Genomic DNA, 13,867 nt, shown 5'->3' with positions numbered 1-13,867 from the left:
ACGGAGCGCTCTACCCTATCCCCAAGCCGAACCCGCGCAGCAGGTATCCACAAAGTTGTCCACAACTGTGCACTAATGTACGGCGACGCCCAGCCGCCTCACCGGGCGGCCCGCACGGCGAACGCCTGCACTGGTGAGGCAAGAGAACAGGCACGCTAACAAGCCCGCTCCGTTGCCACAAGATGTCGTTGCGGGCAAGCTTTTCACGGTGTACGGCGTGTCGCCATTCGGCTCTCCGCCGTGGCGCGCCCGCCCCGGCGCGAGTGGTCGCGGTGTGTTATCCAGGGGCCGGTTTCGGTGTCACCGGGCCGGGTGCGTACCCTCGTAAGGTCTCCCGCAGGCAGCGGGTGCGTTTCGCGTGCCCGTGTTCTTCCCACCATCAAGGTGGGGTCGCGGCCGGAGCGGGAGACGAACACACACGTACGCGCTCGCCCGGTTTCACGTCTGCTCGCAGGCGTCGGCGAGTCAGAGAGCAGGAGAAGTCGACCGTGGCAAAGGGTAAGCGCACCTTCCAGCCGAACAACCGCCGACGCGCGCGGACCCACGGGTTCCGGCTGCGCATGCGGACCCGTGCCGGCCGGGCCATCTTGGCGGCCCGTCGTCGCAAGGGCCGTCAAGAACTGTCCGCCTGATCCCGGCGGGGCCCGCCATGTTGCCGGCCACCGCTCGACTGCGGCGGAGCGAGGACTTCCGTTCGGTCATGCGCGGTGGCGTCCGGGCCGGACGCAAACGCCTGGTGGTCCACGTGATCCCGGGCGACGCGGCAGGCGCCACGGGCAGCAGGGCGGGCTTTGTCGTGAGTAAGGCCGTCGGGAACTCGGTGGTGCGCCACCGGGTGGCCCGTCGGTTGCGTCATCTCGTATCCGCGCGGCTTGGAACGCTTCCGGGCGGTAGCTCGTTGGTCGTTCGGGCCCTGCCTGCCGCTGCCACCGCCACCAGCGCGGAACTCGGTTCGGATCTCGACTCGGCGTTGCGCCGGCTCGGCCTCCTGCCCGGTTCCGCGGGCGGGGCACGCAAGGAACCACCTTCGCGCGAAGACGGGCCATCGGTGTGAGCGAAACACGAACGGATGAGGCCGGCCAGGCGCCCGCGCCGCGGCCTGGCCCCGTCGCGTGGGTTCTTCTGCTCCCGGTGCGCTTCTACCGCAAGGCCATCTCCCCCTTCCTGCCGCCCAGCTGCCGGTTCTATCCCAGCTGCAGTGCCTACGCGCAGGAAGCACTGACCCGGCACGGCGCTGCTCGCGGGAGCTATCTCGCGGTGCGCCGGCTGCTGCGCTGCGGGCCGTGGACCCCTCCCGGCCGGGACCCGGTACCCGAGGTCTTCACCTGGCGCCATCACCGACCTGGTACATCTACCGAGGAGTAGTTCAGTGCTCGACTTCATCTACTACCCCGTGTCCTTCATCCTGTGGTGTTGGCACAAGGTATTCGGGCTGGTGTTCGGCGAGGCCAGCGCCGTGGCCTGGGTCCTGGCGATCATCTTCCTGACCTTCACCGTGCGCGGCATCATGTTCAAGCCGTTCGTGAACCAGGTCCGGTCGATGAAGAAGATGCAGGACTTCGCGCCGGAGATCAAGAAGGTCCAGAAGAAGTACGCCAACGACAAGCAGCGCCAGGCGCTGGAGATGCAGAAGCTCCAGAAGGAGCACGGCGTCAACCCGCTCGGCAGCTGCCTGCCGATGCTGCTGCAGATCCCGGTGTTCATCGGGCTGAACCACGTGCTGCGGATGTTCACGGTCAACCCGGACAACCCGAACGGGCCGAAGACCGAGAACTACTTCTTCGACGAGGGCGGCGTCCAGTCCTACGTCAACGCGAAGCTGTTCGGCGTCAACCTCGGCGACGCGATCCACAACACCCAGATCCTTGCGGGCGAGGCGGCCTCGAGCGGCTGGCACTGGTACGTGGCGCCGGTGGCGATCCCGCTGATGATCGTCGCGTCGATCGCGACCCACCTGACCGCGCGGCACTCGGTCGCCCGCCAGAACCCGGCGTCGGCGACCCAGCAGACCGCGATGATGAACAAGCTGACGCTGTACGTCTTCCCGCTCGGTGTGCTCGTCTTCGGTGCGCTCTTCCCGATCGGCCTGCTCATCTACTGGCTGGCGAACAACGGCTGGACCCTGATGCAGCAGCGCCTGGTCTACACGAAGATCGACCGCGAAGAGGAGAAGAAGAAGGCCGAAGCGATCGAGAAGCGCAGCACCGCGGCGCCGAAGGTCGGCCAGAAGCCCAAGGTCGGGCAGAAGCCGGTGCAGCAGAAGAAGACCCCGAACGCGCAGTCCGGTGACAAGCAGGGTCAGCAGGGGCAGAAGAAGAAGGCGGGTTCGCCGCACGGGTTCGCCCAGGGCAGCGGCGGCAGTGGCGGCGGCAGCGGCTCGGCGAAGAAGGGCTCCGGCGCGGCGAAGAAGCCGGCGCCGAAGGGGAACTCCGCCGACCCCGATTCGAACTCGAACTCGAACTCGACCGAGAACGGCACGGGCGTGCCCGGCCTGATCAGCGACTCAACGAAGAAGTCTGGCCGGAAGCGCCGCTGAGCGCGGGCTGGAGAGGAGACATGGGCATGGCGGAAACGGCCGAAGCGGTCGGTACCGAAACCGAGCAGGAGACCGAGGTCGCCGAGGCGACCGAGGAGACGGCTCCGGCTTCGGCTTCGTCGAAGAACGGTGCGGATGACGACCTCCTGGTGAAGGAGGGCGACATCGCGGGTGACTACCTGGAGCGCCTGCTGGACCTCCTGGACTACGACGGCGACATTGATCTGGATGTCGAAGCCGGCCGGGCGATCGTCAGCATCGACGGCGGCGAGGACCTGGAGAAGCTGGTCGGTTCGCGGGGCAACGTGCTCGAGGCACTGCAGGAACTGACGCGGCTCGCGGTGCAGCAGGAGACCGGTTCGCGGAGCCGGCTGATGCTGGACATCGCGGGCTGGCGGGCGGACCGCCGGGAGGAGCTGCGGGAGCTGGGCCGGACCACCGCGGAGACGGTCCTCTCGAGCGGCGAGCGGGTTCGGCTGCAGCCGATGAGCCCGTTCGAACGGAAGGTCGTGCACGATGCCGTCGCCGCGATCGACGGCGTGCGGAGCGAGAGTGAAGGCGAGGACCCCAAGCGTCGCGTGGTGGTCTCCCCGTCCTGAGTTGTTCTTCGTTCGAAGCGGCCCGCCGGATCTGCATCCGGCGGGCCGCTTCGCGTTTCACGTGAAACTGGGCAGCGCTGCTCTGGCCACGGTGGTTCCGTGGGCGGGCGGCACCTGGCAGGCCGACAACTTCGCTTCCGCTTCCGGTGCCGCTTCCGCTGAGCGTCGGCACCACGGTGGCGTTGCCCGCGCGGGTGCCGCCGGCCACGGTCGCCGGGATGCGGCGGGTGGTGACCACACCGCTCGGTGCCACCGGTGGCCCTACTCGCGGGGCCTTCGCTGCCCTACCCGATCGGCACTCTCACCGCCACAGCCGCCGCGCTCCCCAGACGTCTTGTCCACAGTCGGGTGCCCCATCCACAGTCCCGCCTTCGCCAGCCCCAGCGACAGTCCATGCCGGATAAACTGGACTTGGGACGTCCCCCCTTGGGAGCGGCGGGGTGTATGGCTGCCAGCCTTTGATACGCCGTGCTCTTTGGCTTGGAGGTCGGCAAGGGCGAGCACCACGCCGTCGGCCTGGGCCGGGCTGGTAAGCGGCTGCACGACGCGCCGCTGCGACATCCTGTTCGCCATACTCCGCAACAAGACGAACTGCCAGCGCCCACCACAATCGCGGCGGCATAGCATCGGTAGGCGATCGAGTTCGACCTCGCCCAGTTCGGCGCGGCCGTCCATACCTACGCACCGAAGGGGGAAGCTACCGCGATTCAATGGCAGCTCACTCTCGACCCTGAATACGAGAAGAGAGCCGCCAGAGTTGTCTGCGAGACCGGCGACATGGTGGGCTGGTTCATCATCGGGACCAGCGGTGAAGCCGAACTCGAGGTCGGAAACCTCGACACCGGCATCGTCGACTGCATTCATTACGACCTGGACAACCCCGAAGAACTCCGACCCATCAGTGCCTGTCGCCACCGCCGAACACCCAGCGCATGTTCAGGCGACTCAGCCGACATAGTTCAGTCAGTTCACCCCGGCCCGAGTGAAATGAGTGAGCTCCTGCTCTTCGCGGGCAAAGCGGGCTCGGATATGAACCGAGGGGCGCGCGACACGACCGGCTGCGGAGGGCGAGTTGGCTGGAGTGAAGGTGGGCCGGGGATTGGGGCCAACCGGGTGCGCGGGCGGAGCGTCTTTCGGGGGTGACCGATGGCAGAGAACTTCTGTGGGACGGGTGCCTCAACGTTCGGGATCTCGGCGGGTTGGGACAGATCCGGCCGGGGGCGCTTGTGCGCATGGAGGCGCCGACTCGGTTGAGCGAAGCCGGGTGGGCGGCGGCGTGGGCGTATGGGGTTCGCGCGGTCGTCGACCTCCGGAACGCGGAGGAGTGCGAGCCGGACTGGGTGGGGCGGCCGGTGGGAATGACGGTGGTGCGGGCGCCGTTGGATCCGGTGGGGTCGCCCTTCTACGAACACTGGACCAAGCTCGACGGCCTGTCCTCTCCGCTGCACTACCCCGCGCTGCTGGCTGAGCATCCAGAGTTGGTAATCGCCGCGGTGAGGGCGGTGGCGCGCGCGGAGCCGGGGTGCGTCGTGTTCCATTGCGCCGGCGGCAAGGACCGGACCGGGTTGCTCGCGCTCGTGTTGCTCGCGTTGGCCGGAGCCGAGGCGGACGAGATCGTCGCCGACTACCTGCTGACGTATGAGCGGATGAAGCCGCGGTACGTCGAGATGGGTGCCCGCGACCAACTCACGGCCGTGCGGGAGCTGGTCGCCGGCCATGGCACGACGGTCGAGGCGTCGCTGACGGCGACCATCGGCTCGTTGGCGATGCCGAGCTTCCTCCTCGGGAACGGCTTGTCGGAGGCGGACCTCACCGCGCTCCAAGCGCGTTTCACGTGAAACTTGACGTGGGATCGTGCACATCTGCGGGTGCGTCGCGCGGTAATGACGTCTTCTTCGGGGACAATCGAGTCACGTCGTTTCACGTGAAACGGCGACCGAAGAGGAGTTCTGAGTGGGTGTGGAAGACGTCATCGGCACGCCGGCGGCGGCAAAGCAGGTCTTCGGGGAGCGACTCCCCCTCGCCGAGCGGTTCACCGCGATGCTCGCCGAGCACGGAGTGGCGCGCGGGTTAATCGGTCCGCGTGAAGTTGACCGCCTGTGGGATCGCCACGTCTTGAACTCCGCGGTGATCGGCGAGAGGATCAGCACCGCCGCCCGCGTCGCCGACGTCGGGTCCGGGGCCGGGCTTCCGGGGGTTCCACTTGCGATCGCTCGGCCGGACCTCGATATCGTGCTCATCGAGCCGATGGCGCGGCGCGTTGACTGGCTCACCGAAGTCGTGGACGAGCTGAACCTGTCGTCCGTCACCGTGTTGCGTGGCCGGGCGGAGGAGAAAGCCGTGTTGGCCGCCGCGGCTGAACGCGATGTGGTGACCGCGCGAGCGGTCGCTCCCCTGGCGAAGCTGGCCGGCTGGTGCCTGCCCCTGGTGCGCACTGGCGGCACACTGCTCGCGTTGAAGGGATCGAGTGCCGCGGAGGAGATAACGCGAGACCGGCTCGCGGTGACCAAGGCCGGTGGCGGTGAAGCGACGGTGGTGGAATGCGGTGGCGGTCTGCTGGACGTGCCGACCACCGTGGTGCTGATCCCCCGCGTCTCGCCGGAGAAGAAGGCGAAGACGAAGACACAGCGCCGTCGTTGAGGAGATGTTCCACGTGAAACGAACCCAGAACAGCTCGCCCCTATCGAGGAGGTGCTTCGGCCGGTGAACCCACCGTCGTCAGCAAACACCGGACATGACGTGGGGTGGACCCCGATCGCGGAAGAAGCCATGCGTGCCGCGCGGGTCCTGCACCCGGAGTCCTACCAACTCCCCAAGCCGGATCGCCGCCGCGTGCTCACGGTCGCCAACCAGAAGGGCGGGGTCGGCAAGACGACCAGCGCGGTGAACCTCGCCGCCGCCCTCGCGGTGCACGGGCTCAAGACGCTCGTGGTCGACCTCGACCCGCAGGGCAACGCCAGCACCGCGCTCAACGTGGAACACCGCTCGGGCACGCCCTCGGTCTACGAGGTGCTGCTCGGCGAAGTGACCCTGGCGGACGCCGCGGCGGTCAGCGAGCAGTCCCCCAATCTCTTCTGCGTGCCCGCCACGATCGATCTCGCGGGTGCCGAGATCGAGCTGGTCTCGATGGCCTCCCGGGAGACGCGCCTCAAAGAAGCACTGACGAGCGACGCGATCGACCAGCTCGGCGTCGACTACGTCTTCATCGACTGCCCGCCGTCGCTCGGTCTGCTCACGGTGAACGCGATGGTCGCCGCGCAGGAGGTGCTCATCCCGATCCAGTGCGAGTACTACGCGCTGGAAGGTCTCGGGCAGCTGCTCAGCAACATCGAACTGGTGCAGCAGCACCTGAACCGCGAGCTGGCTGTCTCCACCATCCTGCTCACCATGTACGACGGGCGCACCAAGCTCGCCGACCAGGTGACCCAGGAGGTGCGCAACCACTTCGGCGAGGTCGTGCTGAAGACGGTCATCCCCCGCAGCGTGAAGGTCTCCGAGGCGCCCGGCTACGGCCAGACGATCCTCGCCTACGACCCCGGTTCCCGCGGGGCACTGAGTTATTTGGACGCGGCGCGCGAGATCGCCGAGCGCGGTGTGAAGAACGGTGAGAATCAATGAGTGCCGAACGCAGGGGTGGGCTCGGGCGCGGCCTGGCCGCCCTGATCCCCACCGGCCCGGTCAACGCCGAGGGCAAGCCGGTCGATCTGAAACCGGTCAGCACCGACAACGGCCAGAACGGTGGCACGGCGGCCCCCGCGCCAAGCGGTGAGGTCGCCGGCGCGGTCTACCGCGAGGTGCCGCTCAGCGCGATCAAGCCGAACCCGAAGCAGCCGCGGCAGGTCTTCGACGAGGACGCGCTGGCCGAGCTGGAGCACTCGATCCGCGAGTTCGGGCTCATGCAGCCCGTCGTGGTGCGGCAGCTCCCCGGCGACGAGTACGAGCTTGTCATGGGCGAGCGGCGTCTGCGGGCGTCGCAGCAGGCCGAGCTGGAGAAGATCCCGGCCATCGTCCGCCAGACCGCCGACGAGGCGATGCTGCGCGACGCGCTGCTCGAGAACATCCACCGCGTCCAGCTCAACCCGCTCGAAGAAGCCGCCGCGTACCAGCAGCTGCTCGACGAGTTCGAGGTGACCCACGAGGAGCTGGCCGGGCGCATCGGCCGCAGCCGTCCGGTCATCACGAACACCATCCGGCTGCTGAAGCTGCCGTTGCCGGTGCAGCGCCGGGTGGCCGCGGGGGTGCTCTCCGCCGGGCACGCGCGCGCTCTCCTGTCGCTGGAGAACCCGGAGGATCAGGAGGACCTGGCCGCCCGGATCGTCGCGGAGGGCATGTCGGTCCGCGCGACCGAAGAGGCGGTGACGCTCAAGAAGTGCGAGACACCGCGCAAGGCGAAGCCCGCTCCCCGCAAGCCGATGCAGGCGCCGGGCTTGCAGGACCTCGCGGTGCGGCTCTCCGACACCTTCGACACCCGCGTCAAGGTCGACCTCGGCCGCCGGAAGGGCCGCATCGTGGTCGAGTTCGGCTCGGTGGACGATCTTGAGCGGATCGTCGCGCTGATGGATCCGAATGCGACAAATCGGACACAGGAATCCGATTAGGGATCATCCCGGGTCGTTTCGTCACGGTGATGATTTCGCAGCGTTGATCCACGAGTACACAGCGGCATCGAAGATCGCGCCGCCGGATCGGACCGATCCGGCGCTCGGTCAGCGCTTGATCGCGCGGTCGATGAGTTCGGCGAAGACCGCGCCGAGCGAACCGCCGCTGGCCTCGATCGCCATCGGCACGGTCGAGGTTTCGGTGAGCCCCGGCGAGAGGTTCACTTCGAGGAAGTGCACGGTGCCGTCGGCGCCGACGACCGCGTCGGTCCGCGAGATGTCGCGCAGGCCGAGCAACTGGTGCGCCGCCACCGCGAGTTCGCCGACCGCCTTCGCGGACTCCTCGGAAAGTCGAGCAGGCGCGAAGAAGTCGGTCAGCCCGGCGGTGTAGCGAGCGGTGTAGTCGTACACCCCGCTCTCGGGCACGATCTCCACCGCGGGCAGCGCGGTCGGCCCGGCTTCGGTTTCGACGACCGCCACGGCGACCTCGACCCCGTCGACGAACCGCTCCGCGAGAACCGTGTCCCCGTATGCGAAGCAGCCGACCATCGCGGCCGGGAGTTCCGCCGCGTCGCGCACCACCTGGGTGCCCAGTGCCGAGCCGCCCTGGTCCGGCTTGAGGATCAGCGGCAGGCCGAGGCGGTCCACCATGGCGTCGAGCACCGCCTGCGCGCCCAGTTCGCGGAAGGTGCTGTGCGGCAGCACCACCCAGTCCGGCGTGGAGAAGTCCGCCTTGGCCAGCAACGCCTTCGCGGTCGGCTTGTCCCAGGCGCGGCGGCAGCCCTGCGAGCTGGTGCCGACAAACGGCACCTCCAGCATTTCCAGCACGGTCTGCACCGAGCCGTTCTCGCCCTGGCCGCCGTGCAGCGCGACCACGGCGGCGTCCGGCCGCTGGGTGCGCAACCGCTCGAGGAGCCCGGCGTCGGTGTCCCACTCCTCCACCGTCAGCCCCTCGGCGCGCAGCGCGGCGGACAGCCGCCTGCCCGACCGCAGGGAAACGTCGCGTTCGTGGGACAGACCGCCAGCGAGCACGGCAACGGTGCGTTCGGCCACCGGGGAACTCCTCAGGTTCTGTGGTTCGTCAGGCGGTGTCGGGCGAGGGGTTCTCCGGCCCGGACACCGCGCGGGGGTTCACGCTACCGAAGGTGCGCATGAGGTCCATTTCGGATTCGAGCACGGCCGCGAGCCGGCGCACGCCCTCCCGGATGCGCTCCGGCGTCGGGTAGCAGTACGACAGGCGCATCTGCCTGCTGCCGAACCCGTCGGCGTAGAAGCCGGTGCCCGAGGCGTAGGCGACGCGCGCGGTCACCGCGCGCGGCAGCATCGCCTTGGTGTCCACGCCTTCCGGCACGGTCACCCACACGTAGAACCCGCCGTCGGGGTGCGTCCACGAGCAGCCGGGCGGCATGTGCTGCTCCAGCGCGGAAAGAATGGCGTCACGGCGTTCGCGGTAGTTCTCGCCGAAGGTCTTGATCTGGCCCTTCCAGTCGTGCGTGGCCAGGTAGCGCGAGACGACCAGCTGGTTCAGCGTGGGCGGGCACAGCGTGGCGGACTCGGCCGCGAGCACCAGCTTCTCGCGCACGGCGTGCGGCGCGAGCACCCAGCCGACCCGCAGGCCGGAGGCGAAGGTCTTGGAGAACGAGCCGAGGTAGACCACGTTGTCCGGGTCCATCGAGCGCAGCGCCGGATAGGTCTGGCCGTCGAAGCCGAGCAGGCCGTACGGGTTGTCCTCGACCACCAGCACGTCGTACTCGCGGCAGATCTCCAGGATCTCCGCACGCCGCTCGATGGCCAGCGTCACGCCGGCGGGGTTGTGGAAGTTCGGGATGGTGTAAAGGAATTTGACCCGCTTGCCGTGCGTGCGGCAGTGCGCGAGCGCTTCGCGGAGACCCTCGGGCACCAGCCCCTGGTCGTCCATCGCGACGTGCACGACCTCGGCCTGGTAGGCGGCGAACGAGCCGAGCGCGCCCACGTAGGAGGGGCCCTCGGCGATCACCACGTCACCGGGGTCGCAGAACAGCCGGGTCACCATGTCCAGGCCCATCTGGGAGCCGACGGTGACCACCACGTCGTCCGGGTGGGCGCTGATGTCCTCGAGCGACATCACCTCGCAGATCTGCTCACGCAGCGCCGGAACGCCGTGCGCGGAGCCGTACTGCAAGGCCACCAGGCCGTCGTTCGCGATCAGTTCGGCCATCTGGGAGGACAGCGAGTCGAGCGGGAGCGCGGCCAGGTTCGGCATGCCGCCGGCCAGCGATACCACCTCGGGACGGCTGGCGACCGCGAAGAGCGCTCGGATCTCCGAGGCCGTCATGCCCGCGGTGCGCGCGGCGTAGCGCGGCAGGTGCGGGTCGAGGTTGTGGTGGCCGCTTTGCGGCTGTCTGACTGGGCGCTTTTCGCTCATCGGGCACTTCGCAAACGATGTCGGCCGGCATGATCAGTGCTACTCGTTCGTAGATCCATCGAGTGTAACCATCCCCTCTTCGGGACCTCGGCTCTTCCGGTGCTCATCACATCCGCCTATCCTGTGATCTCGGGCCGGTTTGCTCTTGCGATGAACCGCGTCCCGCATCGGGTTCGTAACTCAGGGGAGGTCGTCGGGTGTCGCGACGCGTCGTGGGCGTCACGCTGGACAACCTGGACCAGGTCCCCCTGCACTGCCGGCGGTGCGTCTACTGGGAGGTCGCGCCGCACCTGAAGGCGCAGGCCGAGGAGTTCGGCGAAACCGAGGTCGAGAAGGAAGCCTGGGTGTCCAGCGTGCTGCTGGAGTGGGGTTCCTGCGGCCGGATCGTCTACAGCGACACGCTGCCGATCGGGTTCGTGCTCTACGCCCCGCCGAACGCGGTGCCGCGGGCGAACGCCTTCCCCACCTCACCACCGGCCCCGGACGCGGTGCTGCTCACCGCCTTCCACGTCGCCCCGGAGTTCCGCGGCGGCGGCCTCGGCCGCATGCTCGTGCAGTCCGTGGCGAAGGACCTGACCCGCCGCGGGGTGAAGGCGATCGAGGCCTTCGGTGCCACCGAACCGGCACCCGGCACGGAACACGCCTGCGTGCTGCCCGCCGAGTTCCTCCAGTCGGTCGGCTTCAAGACCGTGCGCCCGCACCCGAAGTTCCCGCGCCTGCGCCTGGAACTGCGGTCGGCGATCTCCTGGAAGGAAGACGTCGAAGCCGCGCTGGAGCGCCTGCTCGGCCAGGTCACCATCACCACGGCGGAACCGAGCGTCGCCCGCTCCTGACGGCGAGTTATCCACACTTTGTTAACGGTGTGACGACTTGTCCACAGGGTTGTGCACAGTTGTCCCCAGAAACAGTGCCCAGGAACAGACAAGAACATGGCCCGGCGGTAGGCGCCGGGCCATGTTCTGTGTGAAAGCTCAGTCGGCCTTGGCCAGCTCGTAGGCGAGCACGTCGGCGAAGGTGAAGGTGCCGGTGGGCTGGTCGCCCTCGCCCAGTAGGTACAGGCGCTTGACGGCGATCAGGATGCCCTCGGCGACCACGTCCCGGAAGGCCGGGTCCGACATGCGGCGCCGGTCGTCCGGGTTGGTCAGGTAGCCGATCTCCACGCGGACCGCGGGGCACCTGGTCAGCCGCAGGATCTCCCACGTCTTCGGGTGCGTGCGGCAGTCCAGCAGGCCGGTGCGCGCGGCCAGCTCGCGCTGGATGAAGCCCGCCAGCAGCTCACCCACCGTCGAGCTGGTGCCGTTGCCGGTGCCGTAGTGGAAGCTCGCCACGCCCTGCGCGTACGGCGACTGGTTCTGGTCGCTGTGCAGGGACAGGAACAGGTCCGCCCCGGCGTCGTTCGCGAAGGCGGCGCGGTCGGCTTCGGCCGGGCTGTGGTCCGGACCCCGCGAGATCAGGGCCTCCATGCCGGTGGCCTTCATCCGGCCTTCGAGCCGACGGGCCAGATCCCAGGCGATGTCCGCCTCGCGCAGGCCGCCGACCACCACGCCGCCGTCCTGGCCGCCGTGCCCCGGGTCGATCACGATGCGCTTGCCGCGCAGCCTCGGGCCGGAGCGCCGGACCTGCTCCTGCTCGCGCAGGAACACCGGGCGGCCACCGCGGGCACGCGGGGAAAGCTGGCGCAGCGCGCGAACCGTGCCGCCGCCGCAGATGCCGTCCACCACCAGGCCGTAGTCGCGCTGGAAGGTGCGCAGCGCCTGCTCGGTCTGCGGGCCGAACACCCCGTCGGGGCGGCCGGCGTCGAAACCGAGTTCGGTCAGCCGCTCCTGCAGCGCGAACACGTCGTCACCGTGCACCGGCGCGGAGATCAGGTACGCGAGCGGGCGGCTGCCCAGGTGGTAGCTCGACCCGCGCAGCGCGCGGTAGGTGGCCGGGCCGACGATGCCGTCGGTGATCAGGCCTCGGCGCTGCTGGAACGCCCGTACGGCTTGTTCCACCGCCGCGTCGAAGGAGCCGGGCGACCCGTTCACCGGGGGCAGCAGCTCCAGCGCGGCCAGCATCGACCTGATCTCGGCGACATCGGGACCGGCGTCGCCGCGGCGGAGTACCCGCATGCACTCCTCGCTCTTCCTTGGGCGCCGGATCGGCGCTGGGCGAATTTCACTGGGCAGCATGGCCCAGGGGCTCTATTGTGCCCTGCGAACTCTCGGTGAGCGCGCAGGGTTGCCTAGCGTGCTCCCGGTCATCAGACCGGGTAACCGGTTCATCGTCGCCGAGCCCGCTGGTGTGACGGGTTGAGCGGTGCGGGTCGTGAAAAACCCGGGTGACCCGCATCATGCGATACGGGTCACCCGGGTGGGTTGGTTCAGAGTACGTCGGACAAATCCGAAAGCAGTGCGGCCTTCGGCTTCGCGCCGACGATCTGCTTCACCGGCTTGCCGCCCTGGAACAGGATCAGCGTCGGGATCGACATGACCTGGTAGTCACGCGCGGTGTTGGGGTTCTCGTCGATGTCGAGCTTGGCGATCGTGAGCTTGTCCTTGTGCTCCGCGGCGATCTCCTCGAGCACCGGAGCCACCATGCGGCACGGGCCGCACCAGGTCGCCCAGAAGTCCACCAGAACCGGCTTGTCGCTGGTCAGGACGTCGTCGGTGAAGCTCTTGTCAGTGACCTTGACCGTGTCGGTCATCTTCTCTCCTTTTTCGGTGGATCCGGAAAGTCAGTTGCTCGCGCCGTAGCCGCCGCCGACCAGCTCGGGCGCTTCGGCCGCCTGCTCGGTCACGGCGTGCTCCGCCAGCCAGCGTTCCGCGTCGATCGCCGCCGCGCAGCCGGAGCCCGCCGCGGTGATCGCCTGCCGGTAGGTGTGGTCGACCAGGTCGCCGGCCGCGAACACCCCGTCGATGTTGGTGTAGGAGCTGCGCCCCTTGGTCACCACGTACCCGTTGTCGTCCAGGTCCACCTGGCCGCGGACCAGCTCGCTGCGCGGGTCGTGCCCGATCGCGACGAAGAACCCGGTCACGTCCAGTGTCGAGGCCTCACCCGTACGGGTGTCCTCCAGCTTCAGGCCGGAAACCTTGTCCTCGCCGACCACACCGGTGATCGCCTTGTTCAGCGCCCACTTGATCTTGTCGTTCGCGCGGGCGCGCTCCAGCATGATCTTCGAGGCGCGGAACTCCTCGCGGCGGTGCACGATGGTCACCGACTTCGCGAACTTGGTCAGGAAGGTGGCCTCCTCCATCGCGGAGTCACCGCCGCCGACCACGGCGATGTCGTGGTCGCGGAAGAAGAAGCCGTCGCAGGTGGCACACGAGGACACCCCGCGGCCGAGCAGTTCCTGCTCGCCGGGAACGTGCAGGTAGCGCGCGGCGGCACCCATCGCCAGCACCACGGCCCGCGCGGCGTAGCGCTTGCCGTTGACCGTGACGTACTTGATCTCCCCGGTCAGGTCGAGTTCCTCGGCGTCCTCGGCCCGCAGGTCGGCGCCGAAGTGCTTGGCCTGCTCGCGCATCTCCTCCATCAGCGCCGGGCCCTGGATGCCGTCGCGGAAACCGGGGTAGTTCTCCACCTCGGTGGTGGTCATCAGCGCCCCGCCGAACTGGGACCCCTCGAACACCAGCGGGTCCAGCTGCGCGCGTGCCGCGTACACCGCCGCGGTGTAGCCGGCGGGACCCGATCCGACGATGATCAGGTTCCGAACGTCCTCTGCAGCCACCCTTTGCCTCCGCTCGTAGTA

The 13,867-nt window shown here is 68.6% G+C and carries 15 protein-coding genes; 10 read left to right on the top strand and 5 right to left on the bottom strand.

The window, feature by feature from the left end:
* Nucleotides 1-488: 488 nt before the first annotated feature.
* From rpmH to YIM_RS48075, 9 genes are all read left to right on the top strand, one after another.
* Nucleotides 489-632, top strand: coding sequence for a 50S ribosomal protein L34 (rpmH, locus tag YIM_RS48115; RefSeq protein ID WP_113695296.1), 144 nt, complete (start codon nucleotides 489-491; stop codon nucleotides 630-632).
* A gap of 17 nt (nucleotides 633-649) precedes the next feature.
* Entirely contained in the window at nucleotides 650-1,054 is a 405-nt protein-coding gene (gene rnpA / locus YIM_RS48110; RefSeq protein WP_194239991.1) for a ribonuclease P protein component, read from the top strand.
* The gene (gene yidD, locus YIM_RS48105; protein WP_153037746.1) at nucleotides 1,045-1,365 is read left to right on the top strand and encodes a membrane protein insertion efficiency factor YidD; all 321 of its coding nucleotides are present in this window, start codon (nucleotides 1,045-1,047) and stop codon (nucleotides 1,363-1,365) included. The genes rnpA and yidD overlap by 10 nt, the downstream gene beginning before the upstream one ends.
* A 4-nt stretch (nucleotides 1,366-1,369) precedes the next feature.
* On the top strand, nucleotides 1,370-2,536 hold the full coding sequence (gene yidC, locus YIM_RS48100; protein ID WP_153036670.1) for a membrane protein insertase YidC: 1,167 nt from the start codon (nucleotides 1,370-1,372) through the stop codon (nucleotides 2,534-2,536).
* Nucleotides 2,537-2,562: 26 nt separating this feature from the next.
* Nucleotides 2,563-3,135, top strand: a complete 573-nt coding sequence (locus YIM_RS48095) for a R3H domain-containing nucleic acid-binding protein (protein WP_153036669.1) — start codon at nucleotides 2,563-2,565, stop codon at nucleotides 3,133-3,135.
* Between the two features lie 1,139 nt (nucleotides 3,136-4,274).
* The gene (locus tag YIM_RS48090) at nucleotides 4,275-4,973 is read left to right on the top strand and encodes a tyrosine-protein phosphatase (RefSeq protein ID WP_153036668.1); all 699 of its coding nucleotides are present in this window, start codon (nucleotides 4,275-4,277) and stop codon (nucleotides 4,971-4,973) included.
* Between the two features lie 115 nt (nucleotides 4,974-5,088).
* Nucleotides 5,089-5,775 (top strand): 16S rRNA (guanine(527)-N(7))-methyltransferase RsmG, encoded by a 687-nt coding sequence (rsmG, locus tag YIM_RS48085; protein WP_153036667.1) that lies wholly within the window; start codon nucleotides 5,089-5,091, stop codon nucleotides 5,773-5,775.
* Nucleotides 5,776-5,838: 63 nt separating this feature from the next.
* Nucleotides 5,839-6,753, top strand: coding sequence for a ParA family protein (locus YIM_RS48080; RefSeq protein ID WP_153036666.1), 915 nt, complete (start codon nucleotides 5,839-5,841; stop codon nucleotides 6,751-6,753).
* Complete coding sequence (locus YIM_RS48075) at nucleotides 6,750-7,733, top strand: ParB/RepB/Spo0J family partition protein (RefSeq protein ID WP_153036665.1); 984 nt, start codon at nucleotides 6,750-6,752, stop codon at nucleotides 7,731-7,733. The genes YIM_RS48080 and YIM_RS48075 overlap by 4 nt, the downstream gene beginning before the upstream one ends.
* Before the next feature lie 108 nt (nucleotides 7,734-7,841).
* Here the strand turns inward: YIM_RS48075 and YIM_RS48070 are convergent, their stop codons facing one another.
* Both YIM_RS48070 and YIM_RS48065 read right to left on the bottom strand, forming a co-directional pair.
* Nucleotides 7,842-8,786, bottom strand: a complete 945-nt coding sequence (locus YIM_RS48070) for a D-alanine--D-alanine ligase (protein ID WP_153036664.1) — start codon at nucleotides 8,784-8,786, stop codon at nucleotides 7,842-7,844.
* Between the two features lie 28 nt (nucleotides 8,787-8,814).
* A complete protein-coding gene (locus YIM_RS48065) occupies nucleotides 8,815-10,137 on the bottom strand; it encodes a PLP-dependent aminotransferase family protein (protein WP_153036663.1) in 1,323 nt (440 codons plus the stop codon).
* Between the two features lie 197 nt (nucleotides 10,138-10,334).
* Between YIM_RS48065 and YIM_RS48060 the strand changes: the two genes are divergently transcribed.
* Nucleotides 10,335-10,970: a GNAT family N-acetyltransferase gene (locus tag YIM_RS48060; protein WP_153036662.1), complete on the top strand. Its 636-nt coding sequence runs from the start codon at nucleotides 10,335-10,337 to the stop codon at nucleotides 10,968-10,970.
* Nucleotides 10,971-11,108: 138 nt separating this feature from the next.
* On the opposite strand, the gene YIM_RS48055 is transcribed toward YIM_RS48060, so the two are convergent.
* The 3 genes from YIM_RS48055 to trxB form a co-directional block, all read right to left on the bottom strand.
* Nucleotides 11,109-12,248 carry an N-acetylmuramoyl-L-alanine amidase gene (locus tag YIM_RS48055; protein WP_153036661.1) on the bottom strand — a complete coding sequence of 380 codons (1,140 nt, stop codon included), beginning with the start codon at nucleotides 12,246-12,248 and terminating at the stop codon, nucleotides 11,109-11,111.
* Between the two features lie 251 nt (nucleotides 12,249-12,499).
* Nucleotides 12,500-12,823 carry a thioredoxin gene (gene trxA / locus YIM_RS48050; RefSeq protein WP_153036660.1) on the bottom strand — a complete coding sequence of 108 codons (324 nt, stop codon included), beginning with the start codon at nucleotides 12,821-12,823 and terminating at the stop codon, nucleotides 12,500-12,502.
* A gap of 30 nt (nucleotides 12,824-12,853) precedes the next feature.
* A complete protein-coding gene (gene trxB / locus YIM_RS48045) occupies nucleotides 12,854-13,846 on the bottom strand; it encodes a thioredoxin-disulfide reductase (RefSeq protein WP_153036659.1) in 993 nt (330 codons plus the stop codon).
* Nucleotides 13,847-13,867: the final 21 nt, after the last annotated feature.

This window comes from Amycolatopsis sp. YIM 10, assembly GCF_009429145.1.
GTDB lineage: Bacteria > Actinomycetota > Actinomycetes > Mycobacteriales > Pseudonocardiaceae > Amycolatopsis.
Note: the sequence above shows the minus strand (reverse complement) of the source record. Positions and strands in the feature narration are given on the sequence as shown.